Genomic DNA, 16,743 nt, shown 5'->3' with positions numbered 1-16,743 from the left:
ATGGGGAGCCGGTGGAGGACACGGCGCAAGCCATCGCGAACCTGACGCGGGAGCGTTGGGAGGCGAACGCGCAGTACTGGGTCAAGGTGATCAGAGAGCGCCGCGACCGGTACCGCACGGAACTGACCGACGCGGCGGTCCTCGACGCCGTCGGGCCCTGCGCGGGCCTGCGCGTCCTGGACGCGGGATGCGGCGAGGGCTACCTCTCCCGCACGCTCGCGTCCATGGGAGCGGACGTGACCGGGGTCGACGCGGCGCAGGGGCTGGTCGACGCCGCCGCGTCCCACCCGTCCCGCCCGGAGAACACCCGGTTCCTGCGCGCCAGCGTGGAGGACCTGCCGCTGGAGGACGACGCGTTCGACCTCGTCCTGTGCAACCACCTGTTCAGCCACCTGCAGGACCCGACCCGCGCCATCGGCGAGTTCGGGCGGGTCCTCACGTCCGGCGGGCGGATGATCCTGCTGACGCTGCATCCCTGCTTCTACGTGGAGAACGCCGAGCAGGGAGCCGCGAACAGCGTCCCGGCGGCGGAGTACTTCGCCTCGCGCGGGATCGACCAGCACTTCCTGGTGGACGGGCTGGAGTCCCCTTCGATGATCACAAGCTGGCTCCGGCCGCTGGAGTACTACGCTGGAACGCTCCGGGACGCCGGATTCGTCATCGCCGACCTGCGCGAACCGCACCCGTCGGAAGAGCAGCTGCGGGACGACCCGTGGTGGCGCAAGGGCTTCCCGACGGCCATGTTCATGCTCCTCATCGCGGAGCGCCGTTAACCTCGTCCCCATGGACGACGTGGCGCCGGAGCGGGTACCCGCGGAGCTGGCCGAGCACCCGGACAGGCTCCGGTGGAACGCCAAGTACGCGGGCGCGGAGGCGGGCGGCGACGCCCGGCCCCCGTCCGCGCATCCGCTGGCGGAGCGGGCGCTGTCGCTGGAGCTGCCGGACGGCCCGGTGCTCGACCTCGCGTGCGGGCCGTCCGGCAGCGCCCTGCAGGCCGCCGCGACCGGACGCCCCGTGACGGCCGTGGACATCTCCGAGATCGCCCTCGCGCGGCTCGGCGAGCAGGCCCGGCGGCGCGGGCTCGCGTCGCTGATCACGCTCGTCCAGGCCGATCTGGCCGCCTGGCGGCCGGACGGCCCGGGCTACGCGCTCGTCCTGTGCACCGGGTTCTGGGACCGCGCCGTCTTCGGCCGGGCCGCCCTCGCCGTCCTGCCGGGCGGGCTGCTGGCCTGGGAGGCGTTCACCGAGGAGGCCCGGCGCGACCGGCCGCACCTGCCCGCCGCGTGGTGCCTCGGCGCCGGGGAGCCCGCGTCGCTGCTGCCGGGCGGCTTCACCGTCCTCGAACAGGCCGACGACGCCGGCAAGCGGCGCTTCCTCGCCCGCGCCGGGAGCTAGTCCAGGTCGACGACGACCGGGGCGTGGTCGGACGGGCCCTTGCCTTTGCGGGCCTCCCGGTCGACGTAGGCGGACCCGACCCGCCTGGCGACGGCCTCGCTCGCGTAGAAGAGGTCGATGCGCATCCCCAGGTTCTTGTGGAACATCCCTGCCCGGTAATCCCAGTACGTGTAGGGGTGGGGGCCCTTCATGGGCGTCGGGACGACGTCGTGGAGGCCGAGGTCGCGCAGTTCGGCGAGTGCCTGCCGCTCGGCGGGCGTGACGTGGGTGGAGCCGACGAAGACGGCCGGGTCCCAGACGTCCTCGTCCGTGGGCGCGACGTTGTAGTCGCCGCACGCCACGAGCTGAGCGTCGTCGACCAGCTCGGCGCGCAGGGCGTCCCGGAGGGCGGCGAACCACGCGAGCTTATAGGCGTAGTGGGCCGACTCGGGGGTGCGGCCGTTCGGCGCGTACAGGGACCAGACCCGGACACCGCCGCACGTCGCGCCGACCGCGCGGGCCTCCGGGACGAGCGTGACGGGCTCGTCCAGCTTCATCTGGCCCTCGGCCTCGCCCTCGTAGGCGGGCTCCCCCGGGAAGCCGTTGGAGACGTCCTCGACGCCGACCCGGGAGAGGATCGCCACGCCGTTCCACCGGCCGTCCCCGTGCGCCGCGGTCTCGTAGCCGAGCTCCGCCACCTCGGCGGCGGGGAACTGGTCGGCGCGGCACTTGGTCTCCTGGAGGCAGACGACGTCCGGCCTCGTCTCGTCCAGCCAGGAAAGAAGGCGCGGAAGCCGTGCCTTGACCGAGTTCACGTTCCACGTGGCGAGGCGCATCCCTCCAGGGTGCCACCCGCCATCTGGCCGCAGGGCGTGAGCCGGACGGCCGGCGGGGATATCCTGGCTGCTTCCCTGTCCCCTGCCAGACGGCTTCACCCCTAGCCTGTGACCGGTAGATTGCGGGTCGGCCGCCTTTACACGGTTTTCACGCTGTGCTTAGCCCGGCCCTGGAACAGTGGTCACGTTCGTGGTGTCGTCGAACCCGTCGCGAGTGAGGAAACATGGCCGAGGATGACAAGCCCCGGGGCAAGCCGGCGGTCAAGGCGAAGATCCCGAGCGCCCAGAACATCCGCAGCCCGGAGTTCACCCCGCACGGCATCAGCGCGGGGCGCGGCAGCGGGCTGAACCGGCCGTCCGGGCTGACCGCCAAGGACGCCAAGAAGCGCCGGCTGAAGGTGATCGCCGGGGTCGTGGTCGCCGCACTGGCGATCTCCGGCGGCGTGTACTGGTGGGTGAACCGCCCCGATCCCGAGATCCAGGTGACCGGCAAGTTCGCCGCCGAGCCCAAGGTCGAGATCCCGACCAAGCTGGCGCCGACCAAGTCGCTCAAGGTGAGCACCCCGATCAAGGGGGCCGGCCCCGCGATCGCGGACGGCGACACCGTCTACGTCCAGTTCGCCACGTACAAGTGGGCGAAGGACAAGGACGAGGAGAACTCGCGGGTGAAGAGCTCCAGCGAGAAGGTCCGCTCGTCCTACGAGGAGGCCGCGCAGAACCCGCAGGGCGGCGGCCCCATGCACCTCGTCGTCGGCAAGAGCGGGCTGAAGAACATCGACAAGAGCCTCGTCGGCAAGACCGCCGGCAGCCGGCTCGTGCTGCAGCTGCCGCCGTCGAAGGAGCTCACCCAGCTGAGCCCGCAGCAGATCTCGGCCAAGGACGCGATCCTGTTCGTCATGGACATCCAGGCCGTCGTCCCGAAGAGCCAGCAGCCGCAGGGCACCGAGAAGAAGCTGGACGACAAGGCGCTGCCCAAGGTCGAGGACAAGGGCGCCGGCAAGGAGCCGAAGGTCACCGTCCCGGACAAGGGCGCGCCCGACAAGCTCCAGGTGAAGACACTCGTCGAGGGGTCCGGGCCCGCGCTCGCCAAGGGCGACGAGGCGGTCGTCAACTACACCGGCAAGATCTGGAAGACCGGCAAGAAGTTCGACTCCAGCTGGGACAACAAGCAGCCCGCGACGTTCCCGATCGGCAGCGGGCAGACCATCCCCGGCTTCGACAAGGGCCTCACCGGCGCGAAGGTCGGCAGCCGCGTGCTGCTCGTCCTGCCGCCGGAGGAGGGCTACGGCAAGAAGGGCAGCCCGCCCACCATCAAGGGCGACGACACCCTGGTGTTCGTCGTGGACATCCTCGCCAAGGTCTACAAGTAGGGCGCAAGGCGCGGACGCGAGAGCGGCGGGCACCCGGGACGGGTCCCCGCCGCTCGGCGTTTGACAAAGGCCGGCAGATGCGACATCCATCACGACAACCGGCGAGGCGCATTGCCCGTCCTTCTATTGGGAGGCCACGAGATGCGCATTGGGCGGCCGGCGCACGGATCCCCTCAGGTATCGTCGGTAACGCATTGATCACGGGGGGCTTGTGAGCGACAGCGAAAAGGTTCCGGAGGGCGAACGTCCCACCGGCACGGGCGAGGTGGAGCGGCTCGACACCGAGGCCGGAGCGCCGGCCGGCACCGACGGTCCGGCGACCGCGACGCTGACGGAGGACGCCGGAGCGGGCACCGGAGAATCCACCCACGACGCCGAATTCACCGGCGAGGGCGACATATCTCGGAACGGCGATAAGAACGCCGGAGAGGCGGGCGGGGCCGAATCGTCCGCGGCCGATAAGACCGGAACCGAAACGGCCGCCGAGGCCTCCGCCGAATCGCCCGCCGCCGGGGGCGCGGTCGAGACCTCCGGGTCCGGAACCTCCGCCGAGCAGGGCGCGGCCGCGGATACGACGGTGTCGGATGGTGTCGGCGAGGCGACGACGGGTGATACCAAGACCATGGCCGCCTCGCCCGAACGCGGAGCGCCGCCGCCGGGCGCCGGGTCCGGCCGCGGCGGAGGCGGCGCGGGCGGGGGCAAGGGTCCCCGGAAGGCGCGGAGCCGCAGATCGCGCTTCTTCCGCCGGGTGCTGTTCACGCTGCTCGGCCTCATCGGCTTCTGCGTCGTCGCGTTCGCCGTCGCCTACCTGTTCACGCCGGTGCCGTCGCCGCAGGAGCAGGCGATCGCGCAGGGCCCCACGTTCTACTACTCCGACGGCAAGACACCGATCGCGAAGACCGGCGTGAACCGCGACGCCGTCAAGCTCGACCGGATCCCCGAGAGCACCCGCGACGCGGTGATCGCGGCGGAGAACCGCAGCTTCTACGACGACCCGGGGGTGTCGGTCCAGGGCACCACGCGGGCGGTCTGGTCCACGGTCACCGGCCGGCAGCTGCAGGGCGGTTCGACGATCACCCAGCAGATGGTCCGCAACTACTACGGCGGCATCGGCAAGGAGCGCTCCGTCACCCGCAAGCTCAAGGAGGTCATGGTCTCCCTGAAGGTGGGGCGGGAGAAGTCCAAGGACTGGATCCTGGAGCAGTACCTCAACACCATCTTCTTCGGGCGCGACGCCTACGGGGTGCAGGCCGCCGCCCGCGCCTACTACGACAAGGACGTCTCGCAGCTGACGCCCGCGGAGGGCGCCTACCTCGCCGCCGCGATCCAGCAGCCGAGCAACTTCGCCGACCCGACCGGCCCCCAGCGGGTCTACGCCGAGCAGCGCTGGCGCGCGGTCGTCGGCAACATGGTCCGGGACGGCGCGCTCACCTCCGCCGAGGCCGCGTCCTTGAAGTTCCCCGTCCCGGTCAAGGCGAAGATCACCGACGTCCTCAAGGGCCAGAAGGGCTACATGGTCAACGTGGCCAAGAAGGAGCTCACCGAGCGCCGCGGCTACAGCGAGGACGAGATCAACCGGAGCGGCCTGAAGATCACCACGACGTTCGACAGGCGGCTGATGGACGCGTTGAAGCGGTCCGTCGCCCAGAACACCCCGCAGGGGATGAGCAAGAAGATCCGCACCGGGGCGGTGTCGGTCGACCCGTCCACCGGTCAGGTCCTCGCGTTCTACGGCGGCCGCGGCTACCTCGACGAGGCGCTGAGCAGCGCCTTCGGCGACTGGGCCCAGGCCGGGTCCGGGTTCAAGCCGATCGCGCTCGCCGCGGCGCTGGACGACGGCAGGTCGCTCAGCACCACCTATGACGGCAGCTCCCCGCAGTACTTCGCCGGCTCCGACATCCGCAACGACAGCAACGAGAGCTTCGGCATGGTGAACCTCGCCACCGCCACGCAGCACTCGATCAACACCGCGTACGTCAACCTCGGCCAGGACATCGGCAACGAGAAGATCGCCAGGATGGCGGAGAAGATGGGCATCCCGGCGTCGCAGATGAAGCCGGAGCAGCGGTCCGCCGCCACGTTCCCGCTCGGCATCGTGTCGCTGCACCCCGTCCAGCAGGCGGGCGTGTACTCCACGTTCGCGTCCGAGGGGCTGTACCGGGAGCCGTTCGTCGTCAAGTCCGTCACCGACAACGAGGACCACAAGCGCACCTTCACCGAGAAGGGCAAGCGGGCGTTCAGCCAGCAGAACGCGCGGGACGCCACGTACGCGATGCAGCGGGTCGTCCAGGGCGGCACCGGGACGAACGCGCAGCTGCCCGACGGCCGCGACGTCGCCGGCAAGACCGGCACGACCGACAAGGGCCGCGCGATCTGGTTCAACGGGTTCATTCCGCAGATGGCGACGACGGTCGCGATGTTCCGCAGCGACGGCAAGCCGCTGAACATCCCCGGCTACGGCGCGTACGGCGGGCAGCTCCCCGCGCAGATGTGGCGCTCGTACATGACCGACGCAGTGAACATCAAGAACTACGAGCCGGAGTCGTTCGGGTCCCCGTCGATGACGCCGGGCGGCGGCTACGACGGCCCGACGCGCGAGGCCCCGCCGGACGGCACGGAGCAGCCCGGGACCGACGATCCGACCCGGCCGCCGCCGGACACCGAGGAGCCCGAGATCCCGACGCCGCCGACCGGCATCCCGACCGGCATCCCGACCCCGCCCGGCGGGGGCGGCGACGGTGACGGCGGAGGCGACGGCGACGGTGACGGCGGCGGAGGGAACGGCGACGGCGGCGGGGGCGGGGGCGGCGACGGCCCGATCGGCGGCTTCCCCAGGAACTAGCGCCGGGTGCGGCGCACCGCCGCACCCGGGCCGCGCGTCAGTCGCAGGCCTTGCCGATGGTGGCCGGCGTGTCCCTCATCACGGCGTCGAGCCGAGACACGTCGCCGGTGCCGACGGCCGGCGCGGCTTCGCGGAGCTTGCCCGCCTCGGTCTTCAACGCCTTCTTCAGGGCGCCGTCGTCGGCCTGCTTCGCCAGGCCGTCGACCCGTCCGGCGAGCTGCTCGGTGGCCTGCCGCCACCGTGCCGGCTCCGCCGCCGGGATGCTCCTGACCTGGGTGACGTACTGCTGGAACGCCTTCTTGGTGTCGGTGCACACCTGGGCTGAGTTGCCGCCGCCCAGCGTCCCGCACCCGCCCAGCAGGCCGGACGCGCCGAGCGCCACCACGCCCCCGGCCACCGTCCGCACCACCCCGTACCGCATCGCACCCTCCCGTTTGCGCCCAGATCGGCCGCGTATATGATTCCGCACTAGGTCATGAGCGCCAGCGTCAAGCCCCGGCTTGCTGGCCGGCAACCCTTCGTCCGCGATGGGGTGCCCCGGGTGAGGACCTGGCCGGACGCACGACCGCGTCCCGGCAAGCGCGGACCCCGCCGGTTCTCCCGGGGTCCCTGACCCGAAGGGTTCCGGTATGCCCACGCTGCTCGCAGACTCCCCCATCGCCACCCCTGCTGTGACGCCGTCCGAGGGGGTCCGGGTTCGCCCCGTTCCCCGCGTCATCGGGGCGGACGTCCCGGTTCCGGTGCGGGACGGCGGACAGGTCCCCTACGCCAACTTCGACTACGCGGCGAGCGCGCCCTGCCTGGAGGCGGTGCACGAGGCCGTCACCCGTGCGCTGCCGTACTACAGCAGCGTCCACCGCGGGGCGGGCTACGCGTCCCAGGTCACGACCCGCGCCTACGAGGAGGCGCGGGAGACCGTCCGGTCGTTCCTCGGGGCGTGGCGGCGCTCGGCCGTCGTGTTCACCCGGAACACGACCGACGCGATGAACCTGCTCGCCCGCGCCGTCCCCGCCGGGACGAGCGTCGTCGTGTTCGAGACCGAGCACCACGCGTCGCTGCTGCCGTGGAAGCGCGCGGTGCGCCTCGCCGCGCCCGCCACGCCCGCCGAGGCCATCTCCGCCGCCGAGCGCGCCCTGCGCGGCTGCCCGGTCGGGTCGCGGCTGCTCGTCGTCACGGCCGCGTCGAACGTCACCGGCGAACTGTGGCCGATCGAGGAGCTGGCGCGCGTCGCGCACCGCAACGGCGCCCGCATCGCCGTCGACGCCGCCCAGCTCGTCCCGCACCGCCCGCTGGACATGGCGGCGCTCGGCCTCGACTACGTCGCGTTCTCCGGGCACAAGCTGTACGCGCCGTTCGGCGCGGGCGTGCTCGCCGGGCGCGCCGACTGGCTGCGCGCCGCCGAGCCGTACCTGAAGGGCGGCGGCGCGAGCGCCTCCGTCGGGACGGCGACGCGGTGGGCGCCGTCCGCCGAGCAGCGCCACGAGGCCGGGTCGCCGAACGTCCTCGGGGTCATCGCGCTCGCCGCCGCCTGCGAGACGCTGTCCGCCTCCTGGGAGGCGCTGGCCGCGCGCGAGGAGGCCCTGGTGGCGCGCCTGCGGTCCGGGCTGGCCGCGCTGCCGTCCGTCCGGGAGCTGTCCCTGTGGGGACCGCGCGCGCCGCGCGTCGGGATCGTGTCGTTCGTCGTGGACGGCTGGGACGCGCGCGACGTGGCGCTCACGCTGTCGGACGAGCACGGCATCGGCGTCCGGGACGGGAAGTTCTGCGCGCACCCGTTCGTCCGGCACCTGCTGGGCGGTGAGGACGGCTGCTCCGCGCCCGGCTCCGCCGTCCGCGCGAGCCTCGGCATCGGGACGACCGAGGAGCACGTCGACCGTCTCCTGACCGCCCTCGCCGGGCTGTCAGAGCGCTGACCTGCGATCTCTCCCGCGCAGTCAGATGATTATGCTCTTTGGTCCTGTTCGCCCATGTAGCGTAGGCAGTCGCGCGGGGACGAGCACGGAGGAAACAGGGGGGTGGCGACGGTGGCCGACGCGTGGCGACCCACGTCGGAACTGGAGCACCGACTGCAGGAGACCGTACGGGCCGGGGACCAGGAGAGCTACTTCCGCCTGCTCGCGGACAGTGAGCTCGTCGTACCCGTCCCGCCCGAGGCGGTGGACGGCGTCCTCTCGGGGGAGGCGCGGCCGTCCTGGCCCACCCAGGAGGAGGACGGCCGGGTCCACGTCCTGGTTTACACGTCGGCCTCGGCGATGCGCGCCTGCATGGGGCCGTCCTACCAGCACTTCATGACGGTCCGGTTCGGCGACATCGCGGAGACCTGGCCGGACTCCCGCTGGTGGCTCGCCATCGACGCGCCCGCCCACGGCGTCCGCACCGTCCTGCCCATCGAGGCGCGAATGCCGTCGTGGTTCGTGCGGCAGGTCGCCGAGGGCGACGGCCGGCCCCCGCAGGTCGGCCGCGTGTCCGCCCCGTGGGAGGAGCTCCGCGACCAGCACCGCGACCTGCCCCGCGAGGCGCCCCGCACCGAGTTCCAGCCGGCGAACGACGTCGAGCGCGACCTGCTGCGGGCCGCGTCCACCAACGACCACGACCTGTTCCTGCAGACGCTCGCCGACACCGAGGTGCTGCTGCCCGTCCCGGACGACCTCGACTTCTCGCTGCGTCCGGGCCGCCCCGGCTTCCCCTGGCAGACCAGGGAGGTCGACGGCTCCACCGTCGTCCCCGTCTTCACCTCGCCCGAGCGCCTCACCGAGGCCGCCCGCGCCGCCGGGACCGGCACCGAGTTCATCACGCTGCCGTTCACCGTCGTGCTGCGCTACTGGCCGAACCACGACTGGCTCCTCGCCATCAACTCCGGCTCCCCCGCCGGCGGCACCGTCCTCGCCCAGCAGCTCCCCGGCCTCGCCACCTGGGCCGACCAGCGCGCCGCCCAGCGCATGGCGGACCGCTTCGAACCGCAGAACGACGTCGAGCAGCGCCTCCTGGACGCCGCCCGCCGCCGCGACACCGACGGCTTCTTCAAGATCTTGCTCGGCGCCCAGGTCCTGGTGCCCACCGACGCCGACACCCCGTGGGGCATCGTCCCGGGCGACGCCGAGTTCCCGTGGCGGCCCGTCCCGGTCCACGGCCGCACGTCCATCCAGCTGTTCACGTCCCTGAAGTGGATGAACGATGCCATCGGCTCGTCCCGCTTCATCATGCCGAGCCTCCTGGAGATGGTCACCGCCTGGCCCGACACGAACTGGACGCTCGTCCTGAACCCGGGCACACCCATCGACGCGTCCATGCCGGGCGACCAGGTCCGCACGCTGCGCGGCCCGGCCACGCCGCCGTCCGCGTCCACCCCGCCGCCCCCGGAGGCGCCGGCGGTCCCCGTCGCTCCGGCCGTCCCCAGCACCGACCCCGCCCAGGCTGATGAACCGGCGCCCGCCGTACCAGGAGGCACCGGCCGCCACTCCGGCCCGTCCAGCGACCCGCAAGACCTGGCCGCGGCGCCGACGTCCGAAGCCCCCTCCGGCGCCCACGCCGCGCCCCGACCCCCTGCGCAACCCGAGGCCCCGAGCGAGGGCGGCACAGGCCCGTCCGCCCTTCCTCCCCAGCCCGCACCACGCGACCAGGAAGACGCCCCCGGGCAGCCCCCCGCTCCACAGAACGCTCCCCAGGAGCCGCAGCCCAGCGAGCCTTTCGCAAGCGCACCCAACGTCCCGCCCCAGGTCGCGCCTGCCGGGCAGGCAGACGCCCTCGGGCAGCACCACAGCCCGCAGGACGTCCCACCCCCGGTCACACCAAGCGCACCAGAAGAAACCCCGGGGCTTGATCCCGCCGCGCACGGCACTCCCCCAGGCGCCGCGCCCGCCAACGAGCCGACGCCATCCGGAATTGGCGCAAGCGCGCCCAACGTCCCGCCCCGGGTCGCTCCTGGCGCGCAAGGAGACACCCCCGGCCAGCAGCCCCCCGGCCCCCCGAACGTCCCCCAAGGGCCGCAGCCCAGCACTCCGTTCGCGAGCGGCGCAGGTGCGCCCCAACCCCCCGCGCCTGCAAGCGAGCCGAGCGGCAGCGGCATGGAGGCGCCCAACGTCCCGCCCCCGCCCACGCCAAGCGGACCGGAAGAAGCCCCGGGGGTCGTGCCGGCCAACGAGCCGATACCGACCGGAAGTGACATAAGCGCGCCCAACGTCCCGCCCCCTGTCGCGCCGGGCGGGCAAGCGGACGCCAGCGGCAGCGGCTTGGAGGCGCCCAACGTCCCGCCCCCGCCCACGCCAAGCGGACGGGAAGAAGCCCTCGCGCACCCGGCGGAGCCCACAGTTCCGGACGCCGGCGGTGAACAGGCGCCTGGCGCGACACCCGAGGCGGGCGGCCCTCGCCATGCGGAGGCGGCGGACGTCCCGCAAGGCCGGGCGTTGCGCGCCGTGGAAGAGCCCGAGCCGGCGTTCGAGCCGGGCAACCGGATCGACCAGGAGCTTTTCGACGCGGCGCAGAGCGGCGACTCGGACGCCTTCCTGCGGGTGCTGCTGAACGCGAACGTGCTCGTACCGATCCCCGGTGACGCGCCGCTCGAGATCACGCCGATGCAGCAGGAGTTCCGGTGGGACGCGGCGCTGCGGAGCGCGACGGCCGTGCAGGTGTTCACGTCGCTCGTGAGGCTGCGCGAGGTGCTGCCGGAATCCCGGTTCGTGTACGCGGACTTCCGGGAGCTGATCGGCGCGTGGCCCCGTGAAGACTGGACGATGCTGCTCAACCCCGGCACGCGGATCGGCGCGTCGCTGCGCGGCGACCAGGTGCGGGCGCTGAGCGAGTGGGCGATTCGGGTCGGGCTCGTCCCGGCGCGGCCGGAGGTCCCCGTGCCGCCGCCGCGGCCGGAGCCGGCGCCGCAACCGGCGTCCGACCTGGACGACCGTCTCTCGTCCCCGACCATCATGCAGAAGGTCGTCCCGCACGGGCACGTCGCCTGGTACCTGGAGCAGGGCTACGACCGGGTCGGCGGCTTCGTGCACTCGACCGGCGACGTGGCCGAGTTGCAGACTCCCGCCCAGTTGTACGAGGCGCTCGGGCTGCTCTGCGAAGGCTCGCCGTTCTCGCCCGGCGACGAAGGCGTGTACGTCATCCGGTGGCCCGCGTACTGCCCCGACCTGTACCGCGTCCCCTTCGGGGGGCGGGACGCCGAGGAGATGGCGGCGTGGGGCGAGGCCGGATGGGTCATCGAGCGGCCGCCGTTCCTGGGCAGCGGCTTCGCGCCGGGCAGCGCCGGGTCCATCCGCGAGTACAAGGTGGTCAGCGTCCGGCTGCCGTACGGGGCGGAGATGTACTACCTCGGCAGGGACCGGTCCGAACGGTTCATCGCCATGTACGATCCCGACCGGCTCGCCTGGCTGCGGCCGGACGCCAGCGCCGAGGCCTGGAACGAACGGACGGAGGCCACCCAGTGATCCGGGACGGGTACGTCGCGCGCTGGCTCGGGCGCGACTTCGAGGCCGCTCCGGGCGCCGACGGCGAGATCAGGCTGTACGCGCCCGGCCCGACGGACGGCTTCGAGGAGCTCCGTCCCGGACGCTTCCGCCGCATCGTCCCCGCGTCCGAGGTCGAGGAGCTCCGCTACGTCCGGACGACGTGCCGCTGGCGCGGCGAGCGCTTCGTCATCGTCGGCGAGCACGAATCGTGGCTGCGTGTCGAGTACGCGGGCGGGCGCGCCCCGGTCGCCGAAGCGCTCGGCCTCGACCGCATTGACCAGGGCATCTGGCAGACATGGGCACCCGGCACCGAGATCGAGGACATCCAGGAGGAGTTCATCTGATCGCGGACAGGGTTGATTTGCGCCGTGGATCCATGTTCGCATGATTCCCGGGGTGATCCCCCGGGTAGTGGCAAGAGCGCTCAACGGCGACGCGACGGAGGTGCGGCGGCAGTGATCTGCCGATCGGCGGTAAAACCGGTCTTTGTGGGGCTCGGCACGGCGGCCATCCTCGCCGCCGGCGGCGCATCCGCCGCCGCCGAATCCCCGACCCCCTCCCCCTCCGACTCGGGCTCCACCGAGCCGGCACCGACCCCGACGCTCCAGGTGAAGGTCATCGTGGCCGACGCCAGCGTGGAGGCCGGCACCCCCGTCACCATCACGACGAAGGTGTCCACAGACGTGGGCAAGGCTTCGGACGTCGAAGTGACGGCCGTCAATGTGTCGACGGACCCGAAGGCCGATCTAAAGATCTCGGGGGACTGCCCGCCTCCGGCGACGGACGCGAGCTGCACCCTGGGGACGGTGGACACCGCCGGCGAGAGCCTCACGTCCACTGTCACGGTTCCCAAGGACATCAAGAAGAAGGTCAGGTTGGCCTACACGGTGGCCGTGGTGGGGAAGGCGTCTGACGACAAGACCCAGACCGTCGTGCAGTCCGCGTCAGTGCTCTACACGCCCATCAAGGTGTCGCCCACGCCGACCAAGACACCCACGAAGAAGCCGACCAAGAAGCCGACGAAGTCGCCTTCGCCGTCCGCCAGTTCCTCGTCGTCCTCCGGGACGTCGGGCGGTGGCAGCGGCTCCGGTGGCTCCAGCGGGTCCAGTGGGTCGGGGTCGGACGGTTACGTGGGGCCCTCGCCGAACTCGTCGTTCGACGCGCGGAACCCGCAGGTGGCGCTGCCGTCGATCCAGGCGCCCAACCCGTCGGTGGCACCGAGCCCGTCTCCCGGGTCGGGGACGCCGCAGAGCCGCCTGCAGGGCAACAAGGCGCCCGTCGCGCAGGATCTGACGTTCGAGCGGATGGCCAGCACGCAGATCGCGTGGCTGGCGGCGCTGCTGGTCGCGTTCTCGCTGCTGCTGACGCAGGTGCGGCTCGGACGCCGCCGCCTGCCGGCCGGGGCGCCCAGGCGCACGAAGGGCTCGCACCGCCGTCCCCGCCACGGCATGTTCGGCAGGTAGGCCCGGCCCCGGGCCCGCCGCCCCATCGCCTTTTGGGACTCCGGGCTCATGCGTTCCGGATCAGCGGATCGCTCGGGGGCCCGACCAACCTGCAGCGCATGCACCTAGGCAGCCCGATTGCGGCAGCCGCCGGGCCGGTTCGGCGCTGGAGCTTTGGAACTCCTCGAACGCACTCAAAGCCCGGATCAGCGACCGCTCACCGGGGCCCGCCCATGGGAGGACCACCCATCGGAGGACCACCCATCGGAGGACCACCCATGGGAGGCCCGCCCATCGGAGGACCGCCCATCGGGGGGCCTCCCGCGGGGATGGGCCGCTGGTGACGGCGGCGTCTCAGCATGAGGCCGCCGCCGAGTAGCGCGAGGCCGAGCAGGAAGGCGACGGCGATGGTGACGATGAGACTGGTCTCCATCGGCTCCACGAGCTTCCTCTCGACCCCGGTGGGCTTGCCCAGGTGGGACTTGCCCTTGTGCGGCACGGGGTTCTTCAGCGTCCGCGGCGGATTCGCGGCGGCCTGCACCGCCCGCGCCGCGTCGATCCGGCCGTAGCCGAGCACCGGGCTCCAGCCGGACCCTGTCGCGGTGGTCCGCAGGATCGTGCGGACCTCGGCCGGGGTCAGCCGCGGGTTACGCGACTTCATCAGGGCGACCACGCCGGACGCGAGCGCGGTCGCCGGCGAGGTCCCCTGGATGGCCTTGTACCCGCCGCCCGGTTGCGCGCTGTTGATCGCCACGCCTGGAGCGGCGACATCGTTGTAGGAGCGAACGGTGGAGAACTCCGCGCGCCCCCCGTCCGGCTTGACGGCCGCGACGGCGATGGCCCCGACGAGCCCGGCGGGGAAGCTGGCCTGATTGAGCTCTGCGGCCCGCCCGTCATTGCCCGCGCCCGCCAGGACCGGTATGCCCTTACTGATCGCGTACCCGACCGCGCGCTGCTCCTGGTTCGTGTTACCCAGGTCGAAGGTGCCGTCGCTGCCGAGTGACAGCGAGATGACGTCGGCCCCGTGATCGACCGCGTACTGGATACTCGGCTGCACGTGGCCGGCGGAGCTCTTTTTGTTGAAGGAAGGATCCTCCCTCTCCAAAATGCCCCGGATAGAAAGAATGCGCGCCTTGGGGGCTATCTTCAGGACGGCATGGGCCATGGCGGTGCCGTGCACGCCCCACCGCCGGTCGCCGCGCTTGACCCCGCCGGGTACGTAGTCGGGGCCCTGCGTCACCTTGCCCCTCAGCGCGGGGTGCCGGTCCTCGACCCCGGTGTCGATCACCGCGACCGTGACACCCTCGCCCTGCTTCTGGCTCAGCGACCGCGCCTGCGCCGCCTTCAGCGCGGTGATCTCCCAGTCGGTCGGCGCGGCATGGGCCCTCGGCGCGGTGGCGACAAGGCTCGCGGCGGCCAGCACGACCGCGGCCAGCGTACGGCAGCCGTTCATCGCGTTCACTCGTCCCCCTTGGCGCCCTTGAGTGCCAGGTCGGTCAGCCAGAGGCCCACTTCCGACGCGAGCGCCTCGGCGGCCTCGGTCCAGGGGAGGCGGTCATGCCGCGGAGAGTCATCGCTCCAGGGCGGGGGCAGCTTCGCCGCCCTCCGTCCGTCCACAGAGCCCGTGGTCGCTGCGATCACATACGGCACCTCAGCGCTGGCGACCTCGCCGGCGTGGGCCCCGTTGCGCGCCTCGTCGTTCCAGCGAGCCGCCGGGGTGCCCGGCGCGGGAAGCGCGTGGACCAGCGCGAATTCGTTGGTGATGCCTTTGAGCGACTCGGCGAGCTCCACCGACCGCGAGTCCACATCGCCCCCGGGCTTCAGCACCACGACCGCCACGGTCGCCACGATGTTGCCGCTCGCGTCCACGTACGTGGCGCGGGGCGCCGCCTCGCAGCCCGCCTCGGCGGCCAGGTCCTCCGAGCGCTTCGAAAGCCCGGCCCCGCAGGAGCCGTCCGGCGCGATCGCCACCCGATACCAGGAGGCCTCCTTGCCTCCCACATGCGAGCCCGGCTCGCGCTTGTGCTGGATGGTGGCGGGGAAGAACGTGTCGACCGCCACCTCTTTCCACATCGCCTGCCCGTAGGCGGGATTCACCTTCTCACCGCGGGCGCTGTAGCCCACGACGCCGAGGGCCGTGGCAGCCAGCAGCACCATCGCACCTGCCACGATGAGGCCGGTGCCCAGGCATCCGCCCGAGCCGTTCGCGGGGGGCGGGTGCGGTGGCCCGAACGCAGGGGGGCCGTGATTCACAGAGGACATGCAATTCTCACCGGTCTGGAGTCATCGGGTTCGGGGGCGACTTCAGTCCAGTACTCGACCACAGGCCGTCATCACCCCATCACCAGGACGGGCAAGCATAGGGGTGTAACGGACCGACCGTAAACTCCACCACAATCACCCCATGTTTCACACGGGCGCGACACTTCACCCAGCCAGGCACAGAGCCGTCATCCGTGGCGCATCAAGCTGTGGCATGCGATGGCCGCGGCGGCCACGACGTTGAGGGAGTCGACGCCGTTGGCCATCGCGGCGGTGTTCATGGGTATGCATACGCGCTCGTCGGCCTCATGCAGCCAGCGAGACGAGAGGCCGTCGCCTTCTGAACCGAGCATGAGGGCGACCCTCTCCCCCATCGGGGCCCTGTCCATAGGTGTAGCCCCTTGATCCGGGGTGAGGGCGAGCATCGTGAAGCCGGCATCACGGATGATGCTCAGGTCGTCGCGCCAACGCGTCATCCGGGAGTACGGGATGGCGAAGACGGCTCCCATGGACACCTTCACCGCTCGCCGGTACAGGGGATCCGCGCACCTGGGAGACAGGATGACGGCGTCGATGCCGAGGGCGGCGGCGCACCTGTATATGGCGCCCACGTTTCCATGATCAACGAGGTCCTCCAGCACGAGGATGCGGCGGGCGCCGTCCAGGACGGCTTCGAGGGGCGACAGCGGGAGGCGTTCCAGGGACGCCAGGGCGCCCCGGTGGACCTGGAAGCCGGTAAGGGACTCCATGGTGGCGTCGTCGACGATGTAGGCGGGGGCGTCCAGGCCGTCCAGGACATCGGCGAGCGGTTCGGCCCAGCGGCGGGCCATCAGCAGGGAGCGGACGGGGTGGCCGGCGGCGACGGCCCGGCGGATCACCTTCTCGCCCTCTGCGACGAAGAGGCCGTGCTCGGCCTCCAGGCTCTTGCGCAGGTTCACGTCGCGGAGCCGGACGTAGTCCGCGAGGCGCGGGTCCGCGGGGTCGGCGAGGGGGATCAGGCGGGCCATCCCCCAAGTGTGCCGCCGGGTGCGGGATGGTTCAGCGAAGCGGCGGCCGGATCCGGCCGCTTAATGATCTTTTCCGCCCGGGCCGACCAGAGTCAACCCCGGGGTGTACCGCCGTGATCGCTGGTTGTGATGGTCGAAGGCAATGCCGGGATCTTCAAGACAT

Annotated in this window: 13 protein-coding genes and 1 riboswitch; of the genes, 8 read left to right on the top strand and 5 right to left on the bottom strand. The window is 72.0% G+C overall.

Annotated elements, in window-relative coordinates; all coding sequences use genetic code 11:
* Nucleotides 1-11 precede the first annotated feature (11 nt).
* Complete coding sequence (locus ABGB11_RS26950; RefSeq protein ID WP_347637005.1) at nucleotides 12-773, top strand: class I SAM-dependent methyltransferase; 762 nt, start codon at nucleotides 12-14, stop codon at nucleotides 771-773.
* Nucleotides 774-783: 10 nt separating this feature from the next.
* Nucleotides 784-1,395, top strand: a complete 612-nt coding sequence (locus ABGB11_RS26945) for a class I SAM-dependent methyltransferase (RefSeq protein WP_347637003.1) — start codon at nucleotides 784-786, stop codon at nucleotides 1,393-1,395.
* Here ABGB11_RS26945 and ABGB11_RS26940 read toward each other — a convergent pair.
* Entirely contained in the window at nucleotides 1,392-2,210 is an 819-nt protein-coding gene (locus tag ABGB11_RS26940) for an exodeoxyribonuclease III (protein WP_347637001.1), read from the bottom strand. The genes ABGB11_RS26945 and ABGB11_RS26940 overlap by 4 nt on opposite strands.
* Nucleotides 2,211-2,434: 224 nt before the next feature.
* Here ABGB11_RS26940 and ABGB11_RS26935 point away from each other — a divergent pair, with 224 nt between their 5' ends.
* Both ABGB11_RS26935 and ABGB11_RS26930 read left to right on the top strand, forming a co-directional pair.
* On the top strand, nucleotides 2,435-3,580 hold the full coding sequence (locus ABGB11_RS26935) for an FKBP-type peptidyl-prolyl cis-trans isomerase (protein ID WP_347636999.1): 1,146 nt from the start codon (nucleotides 2,435-2,437) through the stop codon (nucleotides 3,578-3,580).
* 211 nt (nucleotides 3,581-3,791) lie between these two features.
* The gene (locus tag ABGB11_RS26930) at nucleotides 3,792-6,422 is read left to right on the top strand and encodes a transglycosylase domain-containing protein (protein WP_347636997.1); all 2,631 of its coding nucleotides are present in this window, start codon (nucleotides 3,792-3,794) and stop codon (nucleotides 6,420-6,422) included.
* 37 nt (nucleotides 6,423-6,459) lie between these two features.
* Here ABGB11_RS26930 and ABGB11_RS26925 read toward each other — a convergent pair whose 3' ends face one another.
* Nucleotides 6,460-6,843, bottom strand: a complete 384-nt coding sequence (locus tag ABGB11_RS26925; protein WP_347636995.1) for a hypothetical protein — start codon at nucleotides 6,841-6,843, stop codon at nucleotides 6,460-6,462.
* Between the two features lie 50 nt (nucleotides 6,844-6,893).
* Nucleotides 6,894-7,010: riboswitch (SAM riboswitch) on the top strand.
* A gap of 41 nt (nucleotides 7,011-7,051) precedes the next feature.
* Between ABGB11_RS26925 and ABGB11_RS26920 the strand changes: the two genes are divergently transcribed.
* The 4 genes from ABGB11_RS26920 to ABGB11_RS26905 all read left to right on the top strand — a co-directional run bounded on the left by ABGB11_RS26920 (nucleotide 7,052) and on the right by ABGB11_RS26905 (nucleotide 13,332).
* A complete protein-coding gene (locus ABGB11_RS26920; RefSeq protein ID WP_347636993.1) occupies nucleotides 7,052-8,332 on the top strand; it encodes an aminotransferase class V-fold PLP-dependent enzyme in 1,281 nt (426 codons plus the stop codon).
* A 102-nt stretch (nucleotides 8,333-8,434) separates the two neighbouring features.
* Nucleotides 8,435-11,848 (top strand): SseB family protein, encoded by a 3,414-nt coding sequence (locus tag ABGB11_RS26915; RefSeq protein ID WP_347636991.1) that lies wholly within the window; start codon nucleotides 8,435-8,437, stop codon nucleotides 11,846-11,848.
* Nucleotides 11,845-12,213 (top strand): hypothetical protein, encoded by a 369-nt coding sequence (locus ABGB11_RS26910; protein ID WP_347636989.1) that lies wholly within the window; start codon nucleotides 11,845-11,847, stop codon nucleotides 12,211-12,213. Before ABGB11_RS26915 ends, ABGB11_RS26910 begins: the two co-directional genes overlap by 4 nt.
* Before the next feature lie 144 nt (nucleotides 12,214-12,357).
* Nucleotides 12,358-13,332: a hypothetical protein gene (locus ABGB11_RS26905; RefSeq protein WP_347636987.1), complete on the top strand. Its 975-nt coding sequence runs from the start codon at nucleotides 12,358-12,360 to the stop codon at nucleotides 13,330-13,332.
* A 196-nt stretch (nucleotides 13,333-13,528) separates the two neighbouring features.
* Here the strand turns inward: ABGB11_RS26905 and ABGB11_RS26900 are convergent, their stop codons facing one another.
* The 3 genes from ABGB11_RS26900 to ABGB11_RS26890 form a co-directional block, all read right to left on the bottom strand.
* Nucleotides 13,529-14,764 (bottom strand): S8 family serine peptidase, encoded by a 1,236-nt coding sequence (locus ABGB11_RS26900; protein ID WP_347637184.1) that lies wholly within the window; start codon nucleotides 14,762-14,764, stop codon nucleotides 13,529-13,531.
* A 5-nt stretch (nucleotides 14,765-14,769) separates the two neighbouring features.
* Nucleotides 14,770-15,480 (bottom strand): hypothetical protein, encoded by a 711-nt coding sequence (locus ABGB11_RS26895; protein WP_347636985.1) that lies wholly within the window; start codon nucleotides 15,478-15,480, stop codon nucleotides 14,770-14,772.
* A gap of 281 nt (nucleotides 15,481-15,761) precedes the next feature.
* On the bottom strand, nucleotides 15,762-16,580 hold the full coding sequence (locus ABGB11_RS26890; RefSeq protein WP_347636983.1) for an RNA methyltransferase: 819 nt from the start codon (nucleotides 16,578-16,580) through the stop codon (nucleotides 15,762-15,764).
* Between the last annotated feature and the right edge of the window lie 163 nt (nucleotides 16,581-16,743).

This window comes from Actinomadura sp. B10D3 (genome assembly GCF_039871695.1).
Taxonomy (GTDB): Bacteria; Actinomycetota; Actinomycetes; order Streptosporangiales; family Streptosporangiaceae; genus Spirillospora; species Spirillospora madurae.
Note: the sequence above shows the minus strand (reverse complement) of the source record. Positions and strands in the feature narration are given on the sequence as shown.

What these genes read in the sequence shown, in the direction of transcription:
- ABGB11_RS26945 (WP_347637003.1), top strand. Translation starts at nt 784, where the DNA reads ATGGACGACGTGGCGCCGGAGCGGGTACCCGCGGAGCTGGCCGAGCAC.
- ABGB11_RS26920 (WP_347636993.1), top strand. Translation starts at nt 7,052, where the DNA reads ATGCCCACGCTGCTCGCAGACTCCCCCATCGCCACCCCTGCTGTGACG.
- ABGB11_RS26900 (WP_347637184.1), bottom strand. Translation starts at nt 14,764, where the DNA reads ATGAACGGCTGCCGTACGCTGGCCGCGGTCGTGCTGGCCGCCGCGAGC.
- ABGB11_RS26925 (WP_347636995.1), bottom strand. Translation starts at nt 6,843, where the DNA reads ATGCGGTACGGGGTGGTGCGGACGGTGGCCGGGGGCGTGGTGGCGCTC.
- ABGB11_RS26940 (WP_347637001.1), bottom strand. Translation starts at nt 2,210, where the DNA reads ATGCGCCTCGCCACGTGGAACGTGAACTCGGTCAAGGCACGGCTTCCG.
- ABGB11_RS26890 (WP_347636983.1), bottom strand. Translation starts at nt 16,580, where the DNA reads ATGGCCCGCCTGATCCCCCTCGCCGACCCCGCGGACCCGCGCCTCGCG.
- ABGB11_RS26935 (WP_347636999.1), top strand. Translation starts at nt 2,435, where the DNA reads ATGGCCGAGGATGACAAGCCCCGGGGCAAGCCGGCGGTCAAGGCGAAG.